At 71.4% G+C, this 14134-nt stretch carries 14 protein-coding genes and 1 pseudogene; 8 read left to right on the top strand and 7 right to left on the bottom strand.

From position 1 onward, the window contains the following. The first annotated feature begins 21 nt into the window (after nt 1–21). Nucleotides 22–372: a VOC family protein gene (locus ACZ7L4_RS17110; protein WP_472103271.1), complete on the top strand. Its 351-nt coding sequence runs from the start codon at nt 22–24 to the stop codon at nt 370–372. Between the two features lie 171 nt (nt 373–543). On the opposite strand, the gene ACZ7L4_RS17115 is transcribed toward ACZ7L4_RS17110, so the two are convergent. Together ACZ7L4_RS17115 and leuA are read right to left on the bottom strand one after the other, a co-directional pair. Further along, the gene (locus tag ACZ7L4_RS17115) at nt 544–1239 is read right to left on the bottom strand and encodes a tellurite resistance TerB family protein (RefSeq protein WP_472103273.1); all 696 of its coding nucleotides are present in this window, start codon (nt 1237–1239) and stop codon (nt 544–546) included. Between the two features lie 187 nt (nt 1240–1426). After that, nucleotides 1427–3148, bottom strand: a complete 1722-nt coding sequence (leuA, locus tag ACZ7L4_RS17120) for a 2-isopropylmalate synthase (RefSeq protein ID WP_472103275.1) — start codon at nt 3146–3148, stop codon at nt 1427–1429. 288 nt (nt 3149–3436) lie between these two features. Between leuA and ACZ7L4_RS17125 the strand changes: the two genes are divergently transcribed. Genes ACZ7L4_RS17125 through ACZ7L4_RS17140 form a run of 4 tightly spaced genes read left to right on the top strand, consistent with a single transcriptional unit; the run spans nt 3437 to nt 7442 of the window. Continuing rightward, nucleotides 3437–4522 (top strand): M4 family metallopeptidase, encoded by a 1086-nt coding sequence (locus ACZ7L4_RS17125; RefSeq protein WP_472103277.1) that lies wholly within the window; start codon nt 3437–3439, stop codon nt 4520–4522. A gap of 26 nt (nt 4523–4548) precedes the next feature. Further along, nucleotides 4549–4815: a protealysin inhibitor emfourin gene (locus tag ACZ7L4_RS17130; protein ID WP_472103279.1), complete on the top strand. Its 267-nt coding sequence runs from the start codon at nt 4549–4551 to the stop codon at nt 4813–4815. 57 nt (nt 4816–4872) lie between these two features. Continuing rightward, nucleotides 4873–6204, top strand: a complete 1332-nt coding sequence (locus ACZ7L4_RS17135) for a GH1 family beta-glucosidase (RefSeq protein ID WP_472103281.1) — start codon at nt 4873–4875, stop codon at nt 6202–6204. Beyond that, nucleotides 6201–7442, top strand: coding sequence for an MFS transporter (locus ACZ7L4_RS17140; RefSeq protein ID WP_472103283.1), 1242 nt, complete (start codon nt 6201–6203; stop codon nt 7440–7442). The genes ACZ7L4_RS17135 and ACZ7L4_RS17140 overlap by 4 nt, the downstream gene beginning before the upstream one ends. A gap of 13 nt (nt 7443–7455) precedes the next feature. On the opposite strand, the gene ACZ7L4_RS17145 is transcribed toward ACZ7L4_RS17140, so the two are convergent. Then, complete coding sequence (locus tag ACZ7L4_RS17145) at nt 7456–8310, bottom strand: NAD-dependent epimerase/dehydratase family protein (protein WP_472103285.1); 855 nt, start codon at nt 8308–8310, stop codon at nt 7456–7458. A 144-nt stretch (nt 8311–8454) separates the two neighbouring features. On the opposite strand from ACZ7L4_RS17145, the gene ACZ7L4_RS17150 reads away from it, so the two are divergent. Next, nucleotides 8455–9288 carry a helix-turn-helix transcriptional regulator gene (locus ACZ7L4_RS17150; protein ID WP_472103287.1) on the top strand — a complete coding sequence of 278 codons (834 nt, stop codon included), beginning with the start codon at nt 8455–8457 and terminating at the stop codon, nt 9286–9288. Here ACZ7L4_RS17150 and era read toward each other — a convergent pair whose 3' ends face one another. Next, nucleotides 9289–10257 carry a GTPase Era gene (era, locus tag ACZ7L4_RS17155; RefSeq protein ID WP_472103289.1) on the bottom strand — a complete coding sequence of 323 codons (969 nt, stop codon included), beginning with the start codon at nt 10255–10257 and terminating at the stop codon, nt 9289–9291. Between the two features lie 120 nt (nt 10258–10377). Here era and ACZ7L4_RS17160 point away from each other — a divergent pair, with 120 nt between their 5' ends. Continuing rightward, nucleotides 10378–11679, top strand: coding sequence for an ammonium transporter (locus ACZ7L4_RS17160; RefSeq protein WP_472103291.1), 1302 nt, complete (start codon nt 10378–10380; stop codon nt 11677–11679). Continuing rightward, entirely contained in the window at nt 11676–12014 is a 339-nt protein-coding gene (locus tag ACZ7L4_RS17165) for a P-II family nitrogen regulator (protein WP_472103293.1), read from the top strand. Before ACZ7L4_RS17160 ends, ACZ7L4_RS17165 begins: the two co-directional genes overlap by 4 nt. 156 nt (nt 12015–12170) lie before the next feature. Here ACZ7L4_RS17165 and ACZ7L4_RS17170 read toward each other — a convergent pair. From ACZ7L4_RS17170 to ACZ7L4_RS17180, 3 genes and pseudogenes are all read right to left on the bottom strand, one after another. Continuing rightward, nucleotides 12171–12500, bottom strand: a pseudogene (locus ACZ7L4_RS17170) (transglycosylase family protein); the annotation flags it as partial. A 351-nt stretch (nt 12501–12851) separates the two neighbouring features. Then, the gene (locus tag ACZ7L4_RS17175) at nt 12852–13205 is read right to left on the bottom strand and encodes a cytidine deaminase (protein ID WP_472103295.1); all 354 of its coding nucleotides are present in this window, start codon (nt 13203–13205) and stop codon (nt 12852–12854) included. Between the two features lie 34 nt (nt 13206–13239). After that, the gene (locus tag ACZ7L4_RS17180) at nt 13240–14061 is read right to left on the bottom strand and encodes a helix-turn-helix transcriptional regulator (protein WP_472104044.1); all 822 of its coding nucleotides are present in this window, start codon (nt 14059–14061) and stop codon (nt 13240–13242) included. Between the last annotated feature and the right edge of the window lie 73 nt (nt 14062–14134).

Here is a 14134-nt window from a genome sequence, read left to right on the forward strand (position 1 = left end):
CGCGCCGCTACGCTCGCCCGCATGATCACAGGCGCGCACACGATCCTCTACTCCACCGACGCGGACGCCGACCGGGCCTTCTTCCGCGACGTGCTCGGCTTTCCGCACGTCGACGCCGGCGGCGGCTGGCTGATCTTCGCGGCGCCGCCCTCCGAGATCGCGATGCACCCGACGGAGGGCGCGCCCAAGCACGAGCTGACGCTGATGTGCGACGACGTGGACCGCACGATCGCCGAACTGACCGCCAAGGGCGTCGAGTTCACGTCCCCCGTCCAGGACCTGCGCTGGGGCCGCCTCACCTCCCTGCGCCTGCCGGGCGGCGGCGAACTGGGCCTGTACGAGCCCCTGCACCGAACGGCACACGACTCCTAGGCGCTCGCGCCCCGGCAGCGGAAGTCCGCACTTCAGCCCCGCGCGGGGTCCGGCGGCGGAAGTCCGCACTTCAAGCCGCGCGCGAGGTCCGGCAGCGGAAGTCCGCACTTCAAGCCCCGCCGGCGATTGAGGCGCGGGGTCCGGGGCAGAGCCCCGAGTCGTAGGACCGGCTCAGCTGGGCGTCCGCGAGGCCGCAGCCAACAACTCGCCCACCTCATCCGTGCACAAGGTCAACGCCGCGCCCACCGTGCCGAGCACATCCCGCTCCCCCGCCGAATACATCCCGTCCGCGAGAGCAATCCGCGCCCCCTGCAACAGGATCGACTCCCGCCCCGCCGGAGCGAGATGCTGCGCCAGCGGATCGAGCGCCTCGTGCAGCTCTATGGCGAGCCCGGCCCCCGCCCCGCACTGCTCGGCGATCCGCCCCGCGTCGGTGACCAACGCCTCCACGAGCGCGGCGAGTTGTTCCTCGGAGGTGTCCTCGAACCCGGCGTCCCGCAGCGTACCCACCGCGCATTCGAGCGCCAGCGGAGACGTTCCGCCGCCCGCGAGCACCGCCAGCACGACCGTGTGCACGGCGTCCCGCAGCATCGCCGAGAAGCGGTGCGTGGTCGGATGGTCGAGCGCGTCCGTGCCGAACCGCCCCTCGCAGGCGGCGCATTCGACGACCGGGCCGTCCTGCCCGCGCGGCACGACGGGAACACCGAGCAGCACAAGGCGGCGTTTGCCGGTCCGCCGTTGGTAGTTGCGATCGCCGCCGCAGCCGGGACAGAAGAACTCGCCGTCACCCACGGTGGTCCATATGGTGTGCACCCCGAACACCCGCGAGAGCCCGGTCAGTCCCATGCGTCCATGATTCGGCAGCACGTCGCACACCTCCCGTCGTGGCGCCGCATCATCGCGGCGTTGGCGTGATGTTAGCCACATTGTTGATGCGGCGTCAGTACCTTGGTCACGCCGAGGTCACGGAACTTGTCGTTCCTGGCCTGGATGCGACGCGGCCCCGGGCACCCACAAAAGGTGCACGGGGCCGGGAAACCGCAGCTCAACTGCCTCAGCGGCTGGCTCGGTTGACCGCGGAGACGACCGCCTTCAGCGAGGCACGTGTCGTGTTCGCATCGGTGCCGATGCCCCACAGAACCTTGTCCTCGATGGCGACCTCGATGTACGAGGCGGCGACCGCGGAGGCGCCCTCGCTCATCGTGTGCTCCTGGTAGTCCAGGAGCCGGGCGTCGATGCCGATGCCCTGCAGGGCGTGGAAGAACGCGGAGATCGGTCCGTTGCCGGTGCCCACCAGCACCTGCTCGACGCCGTCCACCTCGGCCTCGACGGTCAGCGTGTCCACGCCGTCCGTGTCGGTCGTGGTCTGGCCCGTCTTGACCTGGATGCGGCCCCACGGGTTGGACGGGTTGGGCAGGTACTCGTCCTGGAAGACGGCCCAGATGTCCTTGGGCGTGACCTCGCCGCCCTCGGCGTCCGTCTTCTGCTGGATGACCTTGGAGAACTCGACCTGCATACGGCGCGGCAGGTCCAGGTTGTGGCCGTCCTTCAGGACGTACGCGATGCCGCCCTTGCCGGACTGCGAGTTGACCCGGATGACGGCCTCGTAGGAGCGGCCGACGTCCTTCGGGTCGATCGGCAGGTACGGGACGGCCCACTCGATGTCGTCGACGGTGACGCCCTTGGCCTTGGCGTCGGCCTCCATGGCGTCGAAGCCCTTCTTGATGGCGTCCTGGTGGGAGCCGGAGAAGGACGTGTAGACCAGGTCGCCCACGTACGGGTGGCGCGGGTGGACCTCCATCTGGTTGCAGTACTCCCACGTACGACGGATCTCGTCGATGTCGGAGAAGTCGATCTGCGGGTCGACGCCCTGCGAGAACAGGTTCATGCCCAGCGTGACCAGGTCGACGTTGCCGGTGCGCTCGCCCTGACCGAACAGACAGCCCTCGACGCGGTCGCCGCCCGCCATGACGCCCAGCTCGGCGGCGGCGACGGCGGTGCCGCGGTCGTTGTGCGGGTGGATGGACAGGCAGACGTACTCGCGGCGCGACAGGTTGCGGGACATCCACTCGAAGCGGTCCGCGTGCGTGGACGGCGTCGAGCGCTCCACCGTGGCCGGCAGGTTGAGGATGATCTCGCGGTCCGGGCCCGGCTGGTAGACGTCCATGACGGCCTCGCAGACCTCCAGGGCGAACTCCAGCTCGGTGTCCGTGAAGATCTCGGGGCTGTACTGGTAGCCGAACTTGGTCTCCGGGCCCAGCAGCTTCTCCGCGTACTTCATGACCAGGCGGGTGCCGTCGACGGCGATCTGCTTGATCTCTTCCTTGGAGCCGCGGAAGACGACGCGGCGGAAGACCGGCGCCGTGGCGTTGTACAGGTGGACCGTGGCGTTCTTGGCGCCCTTCAGGGACTCCACGGTCCGCTCGATCAGGTCCTCACGGGCCTGGGTCAGTACGGAGATCGTGACGTCGTCCGGGATGGCGTCCGGGTCCTCGACGATCGAGCGTACGAAGTCGAAGTCCGTCTGCCCCGAGGCGGGGAAGCCGACCTCGATCTCCTTGTAGCCCATCTTGACCAGCAGGTCGAACATCGCCCGCTTGCGGGCCGGGGACATCGGGTCGATCAGCGCCTGGTTGCCGTCGCGCAGGTCCGTGGAGAGCCAGCGGGGGGCGGTGGTGATCCGCTTGCCGGGCCACGTGCGGTCCGGGATGTCGACCTGGTCGTACTGGCCGTACTTGTGGATCGGCATGGAACTGGGCTGCTGGCGGTTTGCCATGATGCGTGGGCTCCTCGGAGGTGGCCTTGAAGGCGGCCGACGGCGCAACACCAAACTCCGCGGGGAGGGAGCCGGCCTTGTCTACAGGCCCTCGCCGCGGCAGCTAAGGAGAAGCAGCCCGAAACGCATGATGCAGTGCACCTTAGTCGAGTCTCGTCGTTCGCGAAGGCCCGTATCAGTATGCGGGACCGTGGACAGGTAACGGGTAAGAGGTGATCAATACCTCTATTTCGCTAATCATGGTGGCAGGTAGTGACAGCGGCATGACCCGGTGCCACATTGCCTCGCATGACCGCCAACCAAACGGGGAACCCAGCGGGGTTCGAGCCCGTTTTCTGCACCATCGTGCCGCCCCACGTCCTCGACAAGGCAGCTCAGAGCGAGGACTCCGCGATCGCCGCCAGGGCCCGCCGCTCCCTGGAGCGCGACGCCTTCGAGCGCACGCACCGCCGGATGACGACCGTCATCGGCGCGCCCTCCGTCGCCCCGCCCGCGGGCCTGGAGGGCCAGAAGCCGCACCGCACCATCTACGACGCCCGGCACCGCACGGAGCTGCCGGGGCGGAAGGTGCGCGGCGAGGGGGACAAGCCGGGCAAGGACGCGACCGTCAACCGCGCGTACGCGGGGCTCGGCGCGACGTTCGAGCTGTACCTGGAGAAGTTCTCCCGCCACTCGATCGACGGCAACGGTCTGCCGCTGAACGCGACGGTGCACTACTCCGAGGACTACAACAACGCCTTCTGGAACGGCGAGCAGATGGTGTTCGGCGACGGTGACGGCGAGATCTTCCTCGACTTCACCATCCCCGTCGACGTCATCGGCCACGAGCTGACCCACGGCGTCACGCAGTACACGGCGAACCTGACGTACTTCGGCCAGCCCGGCGCGCTCAACGAGTCGATGTCGGACGTCTTCGGCTCGCTGATCAAGCAGTACACGCTGGGCCAGACCGCCTCCGAGGCCGACTGGCTGATCGGCGCGGGCCTGCTCGCCCCGCGTGTCACGGGGGTCGCCCTGCGTTCCATGAAGGCGCCCGGCACCGCGTACGACGACGACGTGCTCGGCAAGGACCCGCAGCCCGCCGACATGGAGCACTTCGTGAGGACGGGCCGTGACAACGGCGGCGTGCACATCAACTCCGGCATCCCCAACCACGCGTTCTACATCCTGGCCGAGTCGCTCGGCGGGCACGCGTGGGAGCGGGCGGGCCAGATCTGGTTCGACACGCTCACCGGCGGCGAGCTGAAGCACGACTGCCTCTTCGCCGACTTCGCCAAGGCGACGGTGAAGGCGGCGCAGGCCCGCTACGGCGGCGGCGAGGAGTACCAGTCGGTGCTCAAGGCCTGGGAACAGGTCGGCGTTCCTACCCAGTAGGCACGGCTTGGAGTAGACAGGGACCCATGCGTATTCACGTAGCGCGCACGGGCGGATTCGCCGGCATCGACCGGCACGCCGAGGTGGACACGGCGGGCCGGTCCGATGCCCACGAGTGGCACGACCTGGCCGAGAAGGCGGTGGCCTCCGGACGGAGCACGCCGCCGATAGGGGTGCCCGACGGCTTCAGCTACACGATCACGGTGGACGGGGAGACGGTGTACTGCGCGGACCCCCGGCTCACGGACGAACAGCGCAGGCTCATCACCCGGGTACTGAAGGAAGGGGCGTAACAAGCCCCGGCCGCACGGGCGTTGACTTCCTACCGGCGGGTACGGATGATCGCGCCCATGACAGCGACCGAGGCACCGCTCCCCGCTTTCCCGCCCGGTTTCCTGTGGGGCGTCTCCACATCGGCCCACCAGATCGAGGGCGCCGTCGACGGGCGCACACCCTCGGTCTGGGACGCGTTCGGCGCCGAGCCGGGCCGGATCAAGGACGGCTCGACGGCGGCGGTGGCCTGCGACCACGTGGCCCGCTACCGGGAGGACGTGGCGCTCGTCCGTGACCTGGGCGTGGACGCGTACCGCTTCTCCGTCTCGTGGCCCCGGGTGCTCGCCCCGGGCGGCCTGGACTTCTACGACCGGCTCGTCGACGAGCTGTGCGCGCAGGGCGTGCGGCCCGTCCCCACGCTCTTCCACTGGGACCTGCCGCTCTCCCTCCAGGAGGCGGGCGGCTGGCTGGAGCGGGACACCGCGTCCCGGTTCGCCGAGTACGCGGCGACGGTCGCGGCCCGGCTCGGCGACCGCGTCAGCAAGTGGATCACCCTCAACGAACCCGCGGAGCACACCCTGCTCGGGCACGCGCTCGGCGAGCACGCCCCCGGCAAGAAGCTGCTCTTCGACGCGCTGCCCGTGGCCCACCACCAGCTCCTCGCCCACGGCCTCGCGGCGCGGGCGCTGCGCGCGGCGGGCGCCCGCGACATCGGGATCGCCAACTCGCACGGCCCGACCTGGCCCGCCTCCGCCGACCCCGCCGACACCGGGGCCGCCGACCTGTACGACGTGATCCTCAACCGGCTCTTCTCGGACCCGCTGCTGCTGGGCCGGTACCCGGACGGGTTCGGGGAGCTGATGCCCGGCGCCGACGTGGCCGCCGACCTGAAGGTGATCTCCGAGGACACCCTCGACTGGTACGGGATCAACTTCTACCAGCCGACGAAGGTGGGCGCGCCCGGCGCCGCCGACGTGGACTTCTCCGGCATCACCCTCCCCGCCGAACTCCCCTTCTCCGTAAGGGATATCGAAGGCTGCCCGACGACGGACTTCGGCTGGTCCGTGGTGCCCGACGCGCTCACCGAGCTCCTCGTGGACTTCCGCGAGCGCTACGGCGACCGGCTGCCGCCGCTCGTGATCACGGAGAACGGCTGCGCGTACGAGGGGCTCGACGACCAGGACCGCATCGCGTACCTGGACGGCCACATCCGGGCGGTGCACCGGGCCGTCACGGCCGGCGTCGACGTGCGCGGCTACTTCGTCTGGTCGCTGCTCGACAACTTCGAATGGGCGGAGGGCTACTCGAAGCGCTTCGGGCTCGTGCACGTCGACTACGCGACGCAGAAGCGCACGCCCAAGGCGTCGTACGGCTGGCTGCAAGGCGCCCTGCGGGCCCGCCGGGCATGACGGACCTCGCCCTTCAGGAGCCCTCCGGGCGGGTCGGACGCGGCTGGACGGCGGCCCTTTCGCTGGCCAACGGGGCGATCTGGGTGGGCTGGTACGGGCCGCTGCAGATCCTCCTCGCCCGGCAGTCCGAGCACTTCGCGCCGGGCACGGGCCTGTCGAAGGAGTCGCTGCTCGCCTGGGTGACGGGCGTCGGCGCGGTGGTGTCCCTGGCGGCGAATCCGCTCTTCGGCGCCCTCTCGGACCGCACGGTGTCGCGGTACGGGCGGCGCACGCCGTGGATCGTGGCGGGCGCGGCGGGCGGCGCCCTGTCGCTGCTGCTGCTCGGGGGCGCGGGCGCGGTGTGGGTGCTGTTCGCGGGCTGGTGCCTGGTGCAGCTGGCCCTGAACGCGGCGTTCGCGGCGGTCACGGCGGCCGTCCCCGACCGGGTGCCGCGGCGGCAGCGGGGCGCGGTGGGCGGCTGGCTGGGGGCGGCGCAGATCCTGGGCGTGGTCGTCGGCACGGGGCTCGCGACGGTGGCGGGCGGGGTCGGCGCCGGGTACGCGGCCTGCGCCGCCTTCACGCTCCTCGGCGTGGCCCCGTACGTGCTGCGCCACCCGGACCTGCGGCTCGCGCCGGCCGACCGTCCGCCGTGGTCGTGGCGCCGGTTCGCCGCGGGGTTCTGGCTGAGCCCGCGGCGCCACCCGGACCTCGGCTGGGCGTGGCTGACCCGCTTCCTGATCAACCTGGGAAACGCGCTGGTCCTGCTCTACCTCTACTACTACCTGCGCGACCGGCTGCACCTCGACGACCCGGACTCGGGGGTCCTCGTGCTGACCGCGGTGAACGGGGTGACGCTGCTCGCCACCGTCGTGGTGGGCGGCGCCTGGTCGGACCGGGTGGGCCGGCGCAAACCGTTCGTGCTGTGGTCGGGCGTACTGATGGCGGCGGCGACCGGGATGCTCGCCGGGTGGCAGACCTGGACCGGCGCGATCGTCGCGGCGGCCGTCCTCGGCGTCGGCTTCGGCGTGTTCACCTCGGTCGACTTCGCGCTGATGACCGACGTCCTGCCGAAGGCGCTCGACCGCGGCAAGGACCTCGGTGTCATCAACATCGCCAACTCCCTCCCCCAGGTCGCCGCCCCCGCGCTCGCCGCCCCACTGGTGAACCAGCTGGGCGGGTACCGGGTGCTGTACCTGGTGGCGGCGGGGGTGGGGCTCGCGGGGGCGCTGCTGGTGCGGCGGATCAAGGGAGTGGCCTGAGGCGCCGCCCCCGCTACAGCACCCCGGCGTCCCGTGCCGTCCACACCGACGGGTGGATCGGGCGGAAGCCCAGCTCGTGCCGGATGCGGCCCGTCGACATCACGGAGTGCCAGGGGTCCGGGGCCTCCTTCTCGTACACCTCCGGAGGCACCGGGAGGCCGCCGAGCTGGAAGAGGTCGACCGTGGTCACCGGGGCGTCGTCGGCGATGTTGTAGACGCCGGACGCCCCGGCCGCGTACAGCAGGCGCCGCAGGCCCTGGGCCACATCGGCGTGGTGGCCCATGTGGAGGCGCTGCATCGCGGGCCAGGACGGCGCCCACTCGAGCGCGTTGTCGATGTGCGGGTCGCCGTCGCCGTACACGAAGGGCAGCCGCCCGATCCGCAGGTCGTCGAGCCCGTCCATGGCGCCGAGCGCCCGCTCCGCCTCCCACTTGGACTGCGGGTAGGCGCCCCACAGGTGCCCGCCCGGCCGCGTCTCGTCGTCCTCCACCAACGGCCTGCCGCGTCCCGCGCCGTACACGAGACCCGTGCTGACCTGCACGAACCGTCGTACGCCCGAGGCCGCCGCGGCCCGGCCGAGCTCGATCGCGGCGTCCCGGTTGACCGCCCGCGCCTCCTCGTCCGGCACCCCGCGGAACGCGGCGGCCACGTTCACCACGGAGTCCACTCCGGCCGTCGCCTTGCCCAGCGCGTCGACGTCCCGCAGATCGCCGACGATCACCTCGGCGCCGAGCTCCGCGAAGCGCTCGCCGCGCGCCTCGTCCCGTACGAGCACCCGCACCCGGTCGCCCTCCGGCGCGCCCCGCAGCAGCCGGGGCACGAAGCGCCGCCCGACCTGTCCCGTCGCACCCGTCACCAGTGTCAGCATGGCCGCCTCCTCGATAGCGATGTCGTAGCCATGCCTGAAGCCTGTGGCGGCGACGGCCGCGGCGGGAGAGACGCGTTCATCCAGGGACCGGCACTCCCTGGATACGCACTGGATCGCGGCCCGGTGCCGGGCGATCCTGAAGAGGTGAACCGATCCGAGCTCGCCGACTTCCTGCGCCGCTGCCGCACCCGGCTGAACCCGTCCGACGTGGGGCTGACGGCGGGGCCGCGGCGCCGCACTCCGGGCCTGCGCCGCGAGGAGGTGGCGCAGCTCGCCGGGATGTCCACGGACTACTACACGCGGCTCGAACAGCGTCGGGGCTCGCACCCCTCGCGGCAGATGCTCACCGCGCTGGCCCGCGCGCTGCGCCTGACCGACGCCGAGCGCGACCACCTGTTCCATCTGGCGGGAGAGGAGCCGCCGCGGCCGGGCGGCTCATCGGCGCATGTCCGGCCGGGGCTGCTGCTGATCCTGGACCGGCTGCACGATCTGCCGGCGAGCGTGATGAGCGACTGGGGCGAGATGCTCGCGCAGAACGCGATGTCGGTGGCGCTGACCGGCGACCACACGGGGGCCAATCTGATCCGCCGCTGGTTCACGGACCCGGCGGGCCGCACCCTGGCGCCGGCCGAGAAGCACGCGGAGCACAGCCGGGCCCACGTGGCGAGCCTGCGGGCGGTCAGCGCGGCCCGCCCGAAGGACCCGGGACCTGCCGCGCTCGTCGCCGAGCTGCGGGCCGCGTCGAAGGAGTTCGAGGAGCTGTGGGCCTCGCACGAGGTGGTGGTGCGCCGCCCGTCGCCGAAGCGGTTCCTGCATCCCGTGGTCGGCGCCCTCGACCTGGACTGCGAGGTCCTGGTCGGCGACGGGCACAGCCAGCAGCTCGTCGTGCACTCGGCGCGGCCGGGCACGGAGACGTACGAACGCCTTGAACTGCTGCGGGTGATAGGGCTCCAGGACCTCAGCCCCGCAGGAGGGTGATCAGAAGCCGAGCTTGCGCAGCTGGCGCGGGTCGCGCTGCCAGTCCTTGGCGACCTTGACGTGCAGGTCCAGGTAGACCGGCGTGCCGAGGAGCGCCTCGATCTGCTTGCGGGACTTGATGCCGACGTCCTTGAGGCGCTTGCCCTTCGGGCCGATGATGATGCCCTTCTGGCTGGGCCGCTCGATGTAGACGAACGCGTGGATGTCGAGGAGCGGCTTGTCCTTCGGCCGGTCCTCGCGCGGCAGCATCTCCTCCACCACGACGGCGATGGAGTGCGGCAGCTCGTCCCGCACGCCCTCAAGGGCGGCCTCGCGGATCAGCTCCGCGACCATGACCTGCTCGGGCTCGTCCGTGAGGTCGCCCTCCGGGTAGAGCATCGGCCCCTCGGGCAGCATCGGGATCAGCAGATCGGCCAGCAGGTCGACCTGCTTCTCGCCGACCGCCGACACCGGCACGATCTCCGCCCACTCGATGCCCAGCTCCTTGCCGAGCTGGTCGATGGCGATGAGCTGCTCGGCGAGCGCCTTGCTGTCGACGAGGTCCGTCTTGGTGACGATGGCGACCTTCGGCGTCTTCTTGATCGACGCGAGTTCCTTGGCGATGAACTTGTCACCGGGGCCGAGCTTCTGGTCGGCGGGCAGGCAGAAGCCGATCACGTCGACCTCGGCCCACGTGGTGCGCACCACGTCGTTGAGTCGCTCGCCCAGCAGGGTGCGCGGCTTGTGCAGGCCGGGGGTGTCCACCAGGATCAGCTGCGCGTCCTCGCGGTGCACGATGCCGCGCACGGTGTGCCGCGTGGTCTGCGGCTGGTCGGCGGTGATGGCCACCTTCTTGCCGACCAGAGCGTTCGTGAGAGTGGACTTGCCCGCGTTGGGGCGGCCGACGAAGCAGGCGAAGCCGGCGCGGTGCGCGGGCTCCGAGGAATTCGACGACTGGGACTGCTGGGTACGAGCGCTCATGGCGCCCATTGTCCCCGATGGCGGGGGTGCCGCAGCACAGTGAGGCCCCGGTAACCGCCCGGCAACAAGAAACACGGCGGAAACCCGCGAGTGCGGTTCCGGAAACGCGGACCCGTGACGCTGATCCGCATGCCTGCCACGACCGTGCCCCTCGCCGCCCCCGCACTCGATACCGGCGACACCGCCTGGCTGCTCGCCGCCACCGCGCTCGTCCTGCTCATGACACCGGGGCTCGCGCTCTTCTACGGCGGCATGGTCCGCACGAAGAGCGTCCTCAACATGCTGATGATGAGCTTCGTGTCGATCGCCCTCGTGACGGTGGTGTGGCTGGTCGCGGGCTACTCGCTCGCCTTCGGGGACGACGCCTTCGCGGGCCTGATCGGCGGCCTCCAGCACGCGGGCATGGCCGGCATCGGCCCGTCCGACGTCACCGGCACGGTTCCCACCTTCCTCTTCACGACCTTCCAGCTGACCTTCGCGATCCTCACCGCGGCGCTGATCAGCGGGGCGGTCGCGGACCGTACGAAGTTCGGGGCGTGGCTGGTCTTCGTACCCGTGTGGGCGCTGCTCGTATACGTTCCCGTGGCGCACTGGGTGTGGGGCCCGGGCGGCTGGATCAGCACGCACCTGGGCGCGCTCGACTTCGCGGGCGGCCTCGTCGTGGAGATCGCGTCCGGCGCCTCCGGTCTCGCCCTCTGCCTGGTCCTCGGCCCGCGCATCGGCTTCAAGAAGGACGCGATGCGCCCGCACAACCTGCCGATGGTGGTCATGGGCGCGGGCCTGCTGTGGTTCGGCTGGCTGGGCTTCAACGGCGGCTCGGCGCTCGGCGCGAACGGCATCGCCGCGGCGTCCCTCTTCAACACCCTGATCGCGGGCTGCACGGGCCTGCTGGGCTGGCTGTTCGTCGAGCAGAAGCGGGACGGGCACCCGACGACGTTCGGCGCGGCCTCGGGCGCGGTGGCCGGACTGGTCGCGATCACCCCGGCCTGCGGGGTCGTGGGCGTGCCGGGCGCGGCCGTCGTCGGGCTCGCGGCGGGTGTCGTCTGCTCGTACGCCGTCGCCTGGAAGCTGCGTTTCCACTACGACGACTCCCTCGACGTCGTCGGCGTGCACTTCATCGGCGGCGTGATCGGCACGGTCCTCATCGGCCTCTTCGCGACGTCCGCGATGACCGGCTCCGCGGCCAAGGAGGGCCTCTTCTACGGCGGCGGGTTCGGGCAGCTCGGCAAGCAGCTGCTCGCGGTGCTCGTGGTCGCGGCCTACACCTTCCTCGTCACGTACGGGATCGGGAAGGCCATCGACCGGCTGATGGGCTTCCGCGCCTCGGCCGACGAGGAGACGACCGGGCTCGACCAGACGGCGCACGCGGAGAGTGCGTACGATCACGGCGTCCTGAGTGCCGCCCCCGTCTCCCGAAAGGTCGCGCCATGAAGCTGATCACCGCGGTCGTGAAGCCGTTCCGCCTCGACGAGGTCAAGACCGCGCTGCGCGAGCTGGGCGTGGACGGCCTGACCGTGACCGAGGCGAGCGGCTACGGCCGTCAGCGCGGGCACACGGAGGTGTACCGGGGCGCGGAGTACCAGGTCGACCTGGTGCCGAAGGCGCGGATCGAGGTCGTCGTCGAGGACGCGGACCTGGAACCGGCGATGGAGGCGATCGTGCGGGCCGCACGGACCGGGAAGATCGGCGACGGCAAGGTGTGGGCGGTGCCGGTGGACACGATCATCCGCGTCCGCACGGGCGACCGGGGCCCGGACGCGATCTGACCCGATCAAGCCCCTGCGGCGATTGAGCAGCGGGGTCCGGGGCAGAGCCCCGAATCTTTCGCCCCGGCGGGGTTGACGTCTCGGGGCTCTGCCCCGGACCCCGCGCCTCAATCGCCGGCGGGGCTCAAGTGGCCCGGTTCAGAGACCCGCCTTCGCGCCGCAGACCGGCCAGGCGCTCGGGCCCTGGTCGGCGAGGACCTTGTTGGCGACGGACATCTGCTCCTGCGGAGTGGCCTGGTGAGCAGCGGACGCGTACTGCGTACCGCCGTACGCGGCCCACGTCGACGGCGTGAACTGCAGACCGCCGGAGAACCCGTTCCCCGTGTTCGCGGCCCAGTTCCCACTGGCCTCGCACTGGGCGACGGCCTGCCACTGGGACGCCGACGCCCCGGTGGCGGCCGAGGCGCTGCCGGTACCGGCGAGCACCAGCATCCCGCTGGCCCCTGCCAGGACCGCGGCGGTGCCGAGACGGCGGGTACGGGACATACGGGCGGCGGGACGACGAAGCACGGCGGAGAACACGAAGCAGAACCTTTGTTTGGGGACGTGGTGAGTCGCCCGGTGCGGCGGCCGGTCGGTCGGCTGCCGCAGCGGGCGACCTCTCCACCGTGAGCCACGCCGAGCCCCCGTCCCAGGGGCCGCCCGACCCACCGGCCCACCCTTCGGTCCCCGCCCGGAACCCCGTCCCACCGGGCCCTGCGCCCCGGGCCGAACGTCCCGCCGACCGCTCCCGGAGCCCCCGCGCCCGCACGCACGACGCCCGCCGCCCCCGGGCCCTCGGACCCGGGTGTGCGGCGGGCGTGAGCGTGCTCACAGAGCCTTGCCGGACACGGCTCTTCAGCCGGCCGCCAGCGACTCCTTCACCGTGCCGTCGCCCCCGGCCAGGAACACCGGCGTACCGGCCCCGCCCAGGTCACGTACGGCCGCGAGGTCCTCGGCCGGCAGCTCGTCGGACGCGGAGACGACGGCCGCCGCCTCCAGGGACTGCGCACCGGACGCCACCGCCATGGCGACGGCCGTCTGCAGCGCGCTCAGCTTCAGGGAGTCGAGGGCGACGGTGCCCGCGACGTAGGTGCGCCCCGTCTCGTCCCGCACGGCCGCGCCCTCGGGCACGCCGTTGCGGGCCCGCGTGGAGCGGGCCAGGGTGACGATCTTGCGGTCCTCGGGGCCGAGGTCGGTGCTCTCAGTCATGGGGTGAGCATAGGGAAGACGCCCACCAGGGTCTTCACCCGGCCACCGGGTACATCGCCCCGCGCCGCCCCGCCGGCGAGGCCAGCCACTCCAGCTTCGCCGCGGTGTCCGCCTCGGCAAGCGGCGTGTGCAGCACGACGGTCAGGTCCGGCCGCGCGGGGATCTTCATGGCGGTCGACTCCAGGTGAAGGAGCCCGGCCACGGGATGCGTCAGCTCCTTGCGGACCTGCCCCTGCGCCTTGATGTCACGGCGCTCCCACAGCTCGACGAACTCCGGGCTCACCGCCTTCAGTTCGGCGACCACCTCGCGGAACCCCTCGTCGTCGGGGCTCTCCGAGCAGGCGGCACGGAACTGGGCGACGACCGTCGCCGCGTTCTGCTCCCAACTCTCGCTGCGGGCGCGGTAGAGGGAGTCGGTGAAGAAGTCGATGACGCAGTTCTGCCGGTTCTCAGGACGCATCGCGAGGACGATCGACGCCGCGTCGTTGTACATCACGCAGTTGTAGTACGCGTCCATGATGTGCGCGGGGAACGGCATCCAGGCGTCGATGAGCCGCTGCAGCCCGTCGCACATCTGCTGATCGCCCGGCTCCACCTCGTACGCGGGCGGGTTGAGCCCCGCGAGTACGTACAGGTGGCGACGCTCGGAGCTGCTCATCTTCAGGACCCGCGCCACGGAGTCGAGCACCTGCGGCGACACCGAGATGTCCCTGCCCTGCTCCAGCCACTGGTACCAGGAGGCACCGACGCCCGCGAGCACCGCGACCTCCTCGCGGCGCAGACCCGGCGTGCGCCTGCGGGCACCCCCGTCGGGCAGCCCCGCCTCGGCGGGCGAGACCCGCGCCCGCCGGCTCATCAGGAACTCCCGCAACTCGCTGAGCCGGTGCTTCTTGAGCGCTGCGCTCTCGGCCACGTACGACTCCCCCCGT

Source organism: Streptomyces sp. NPDC107575, assembly GCF_055657265.1.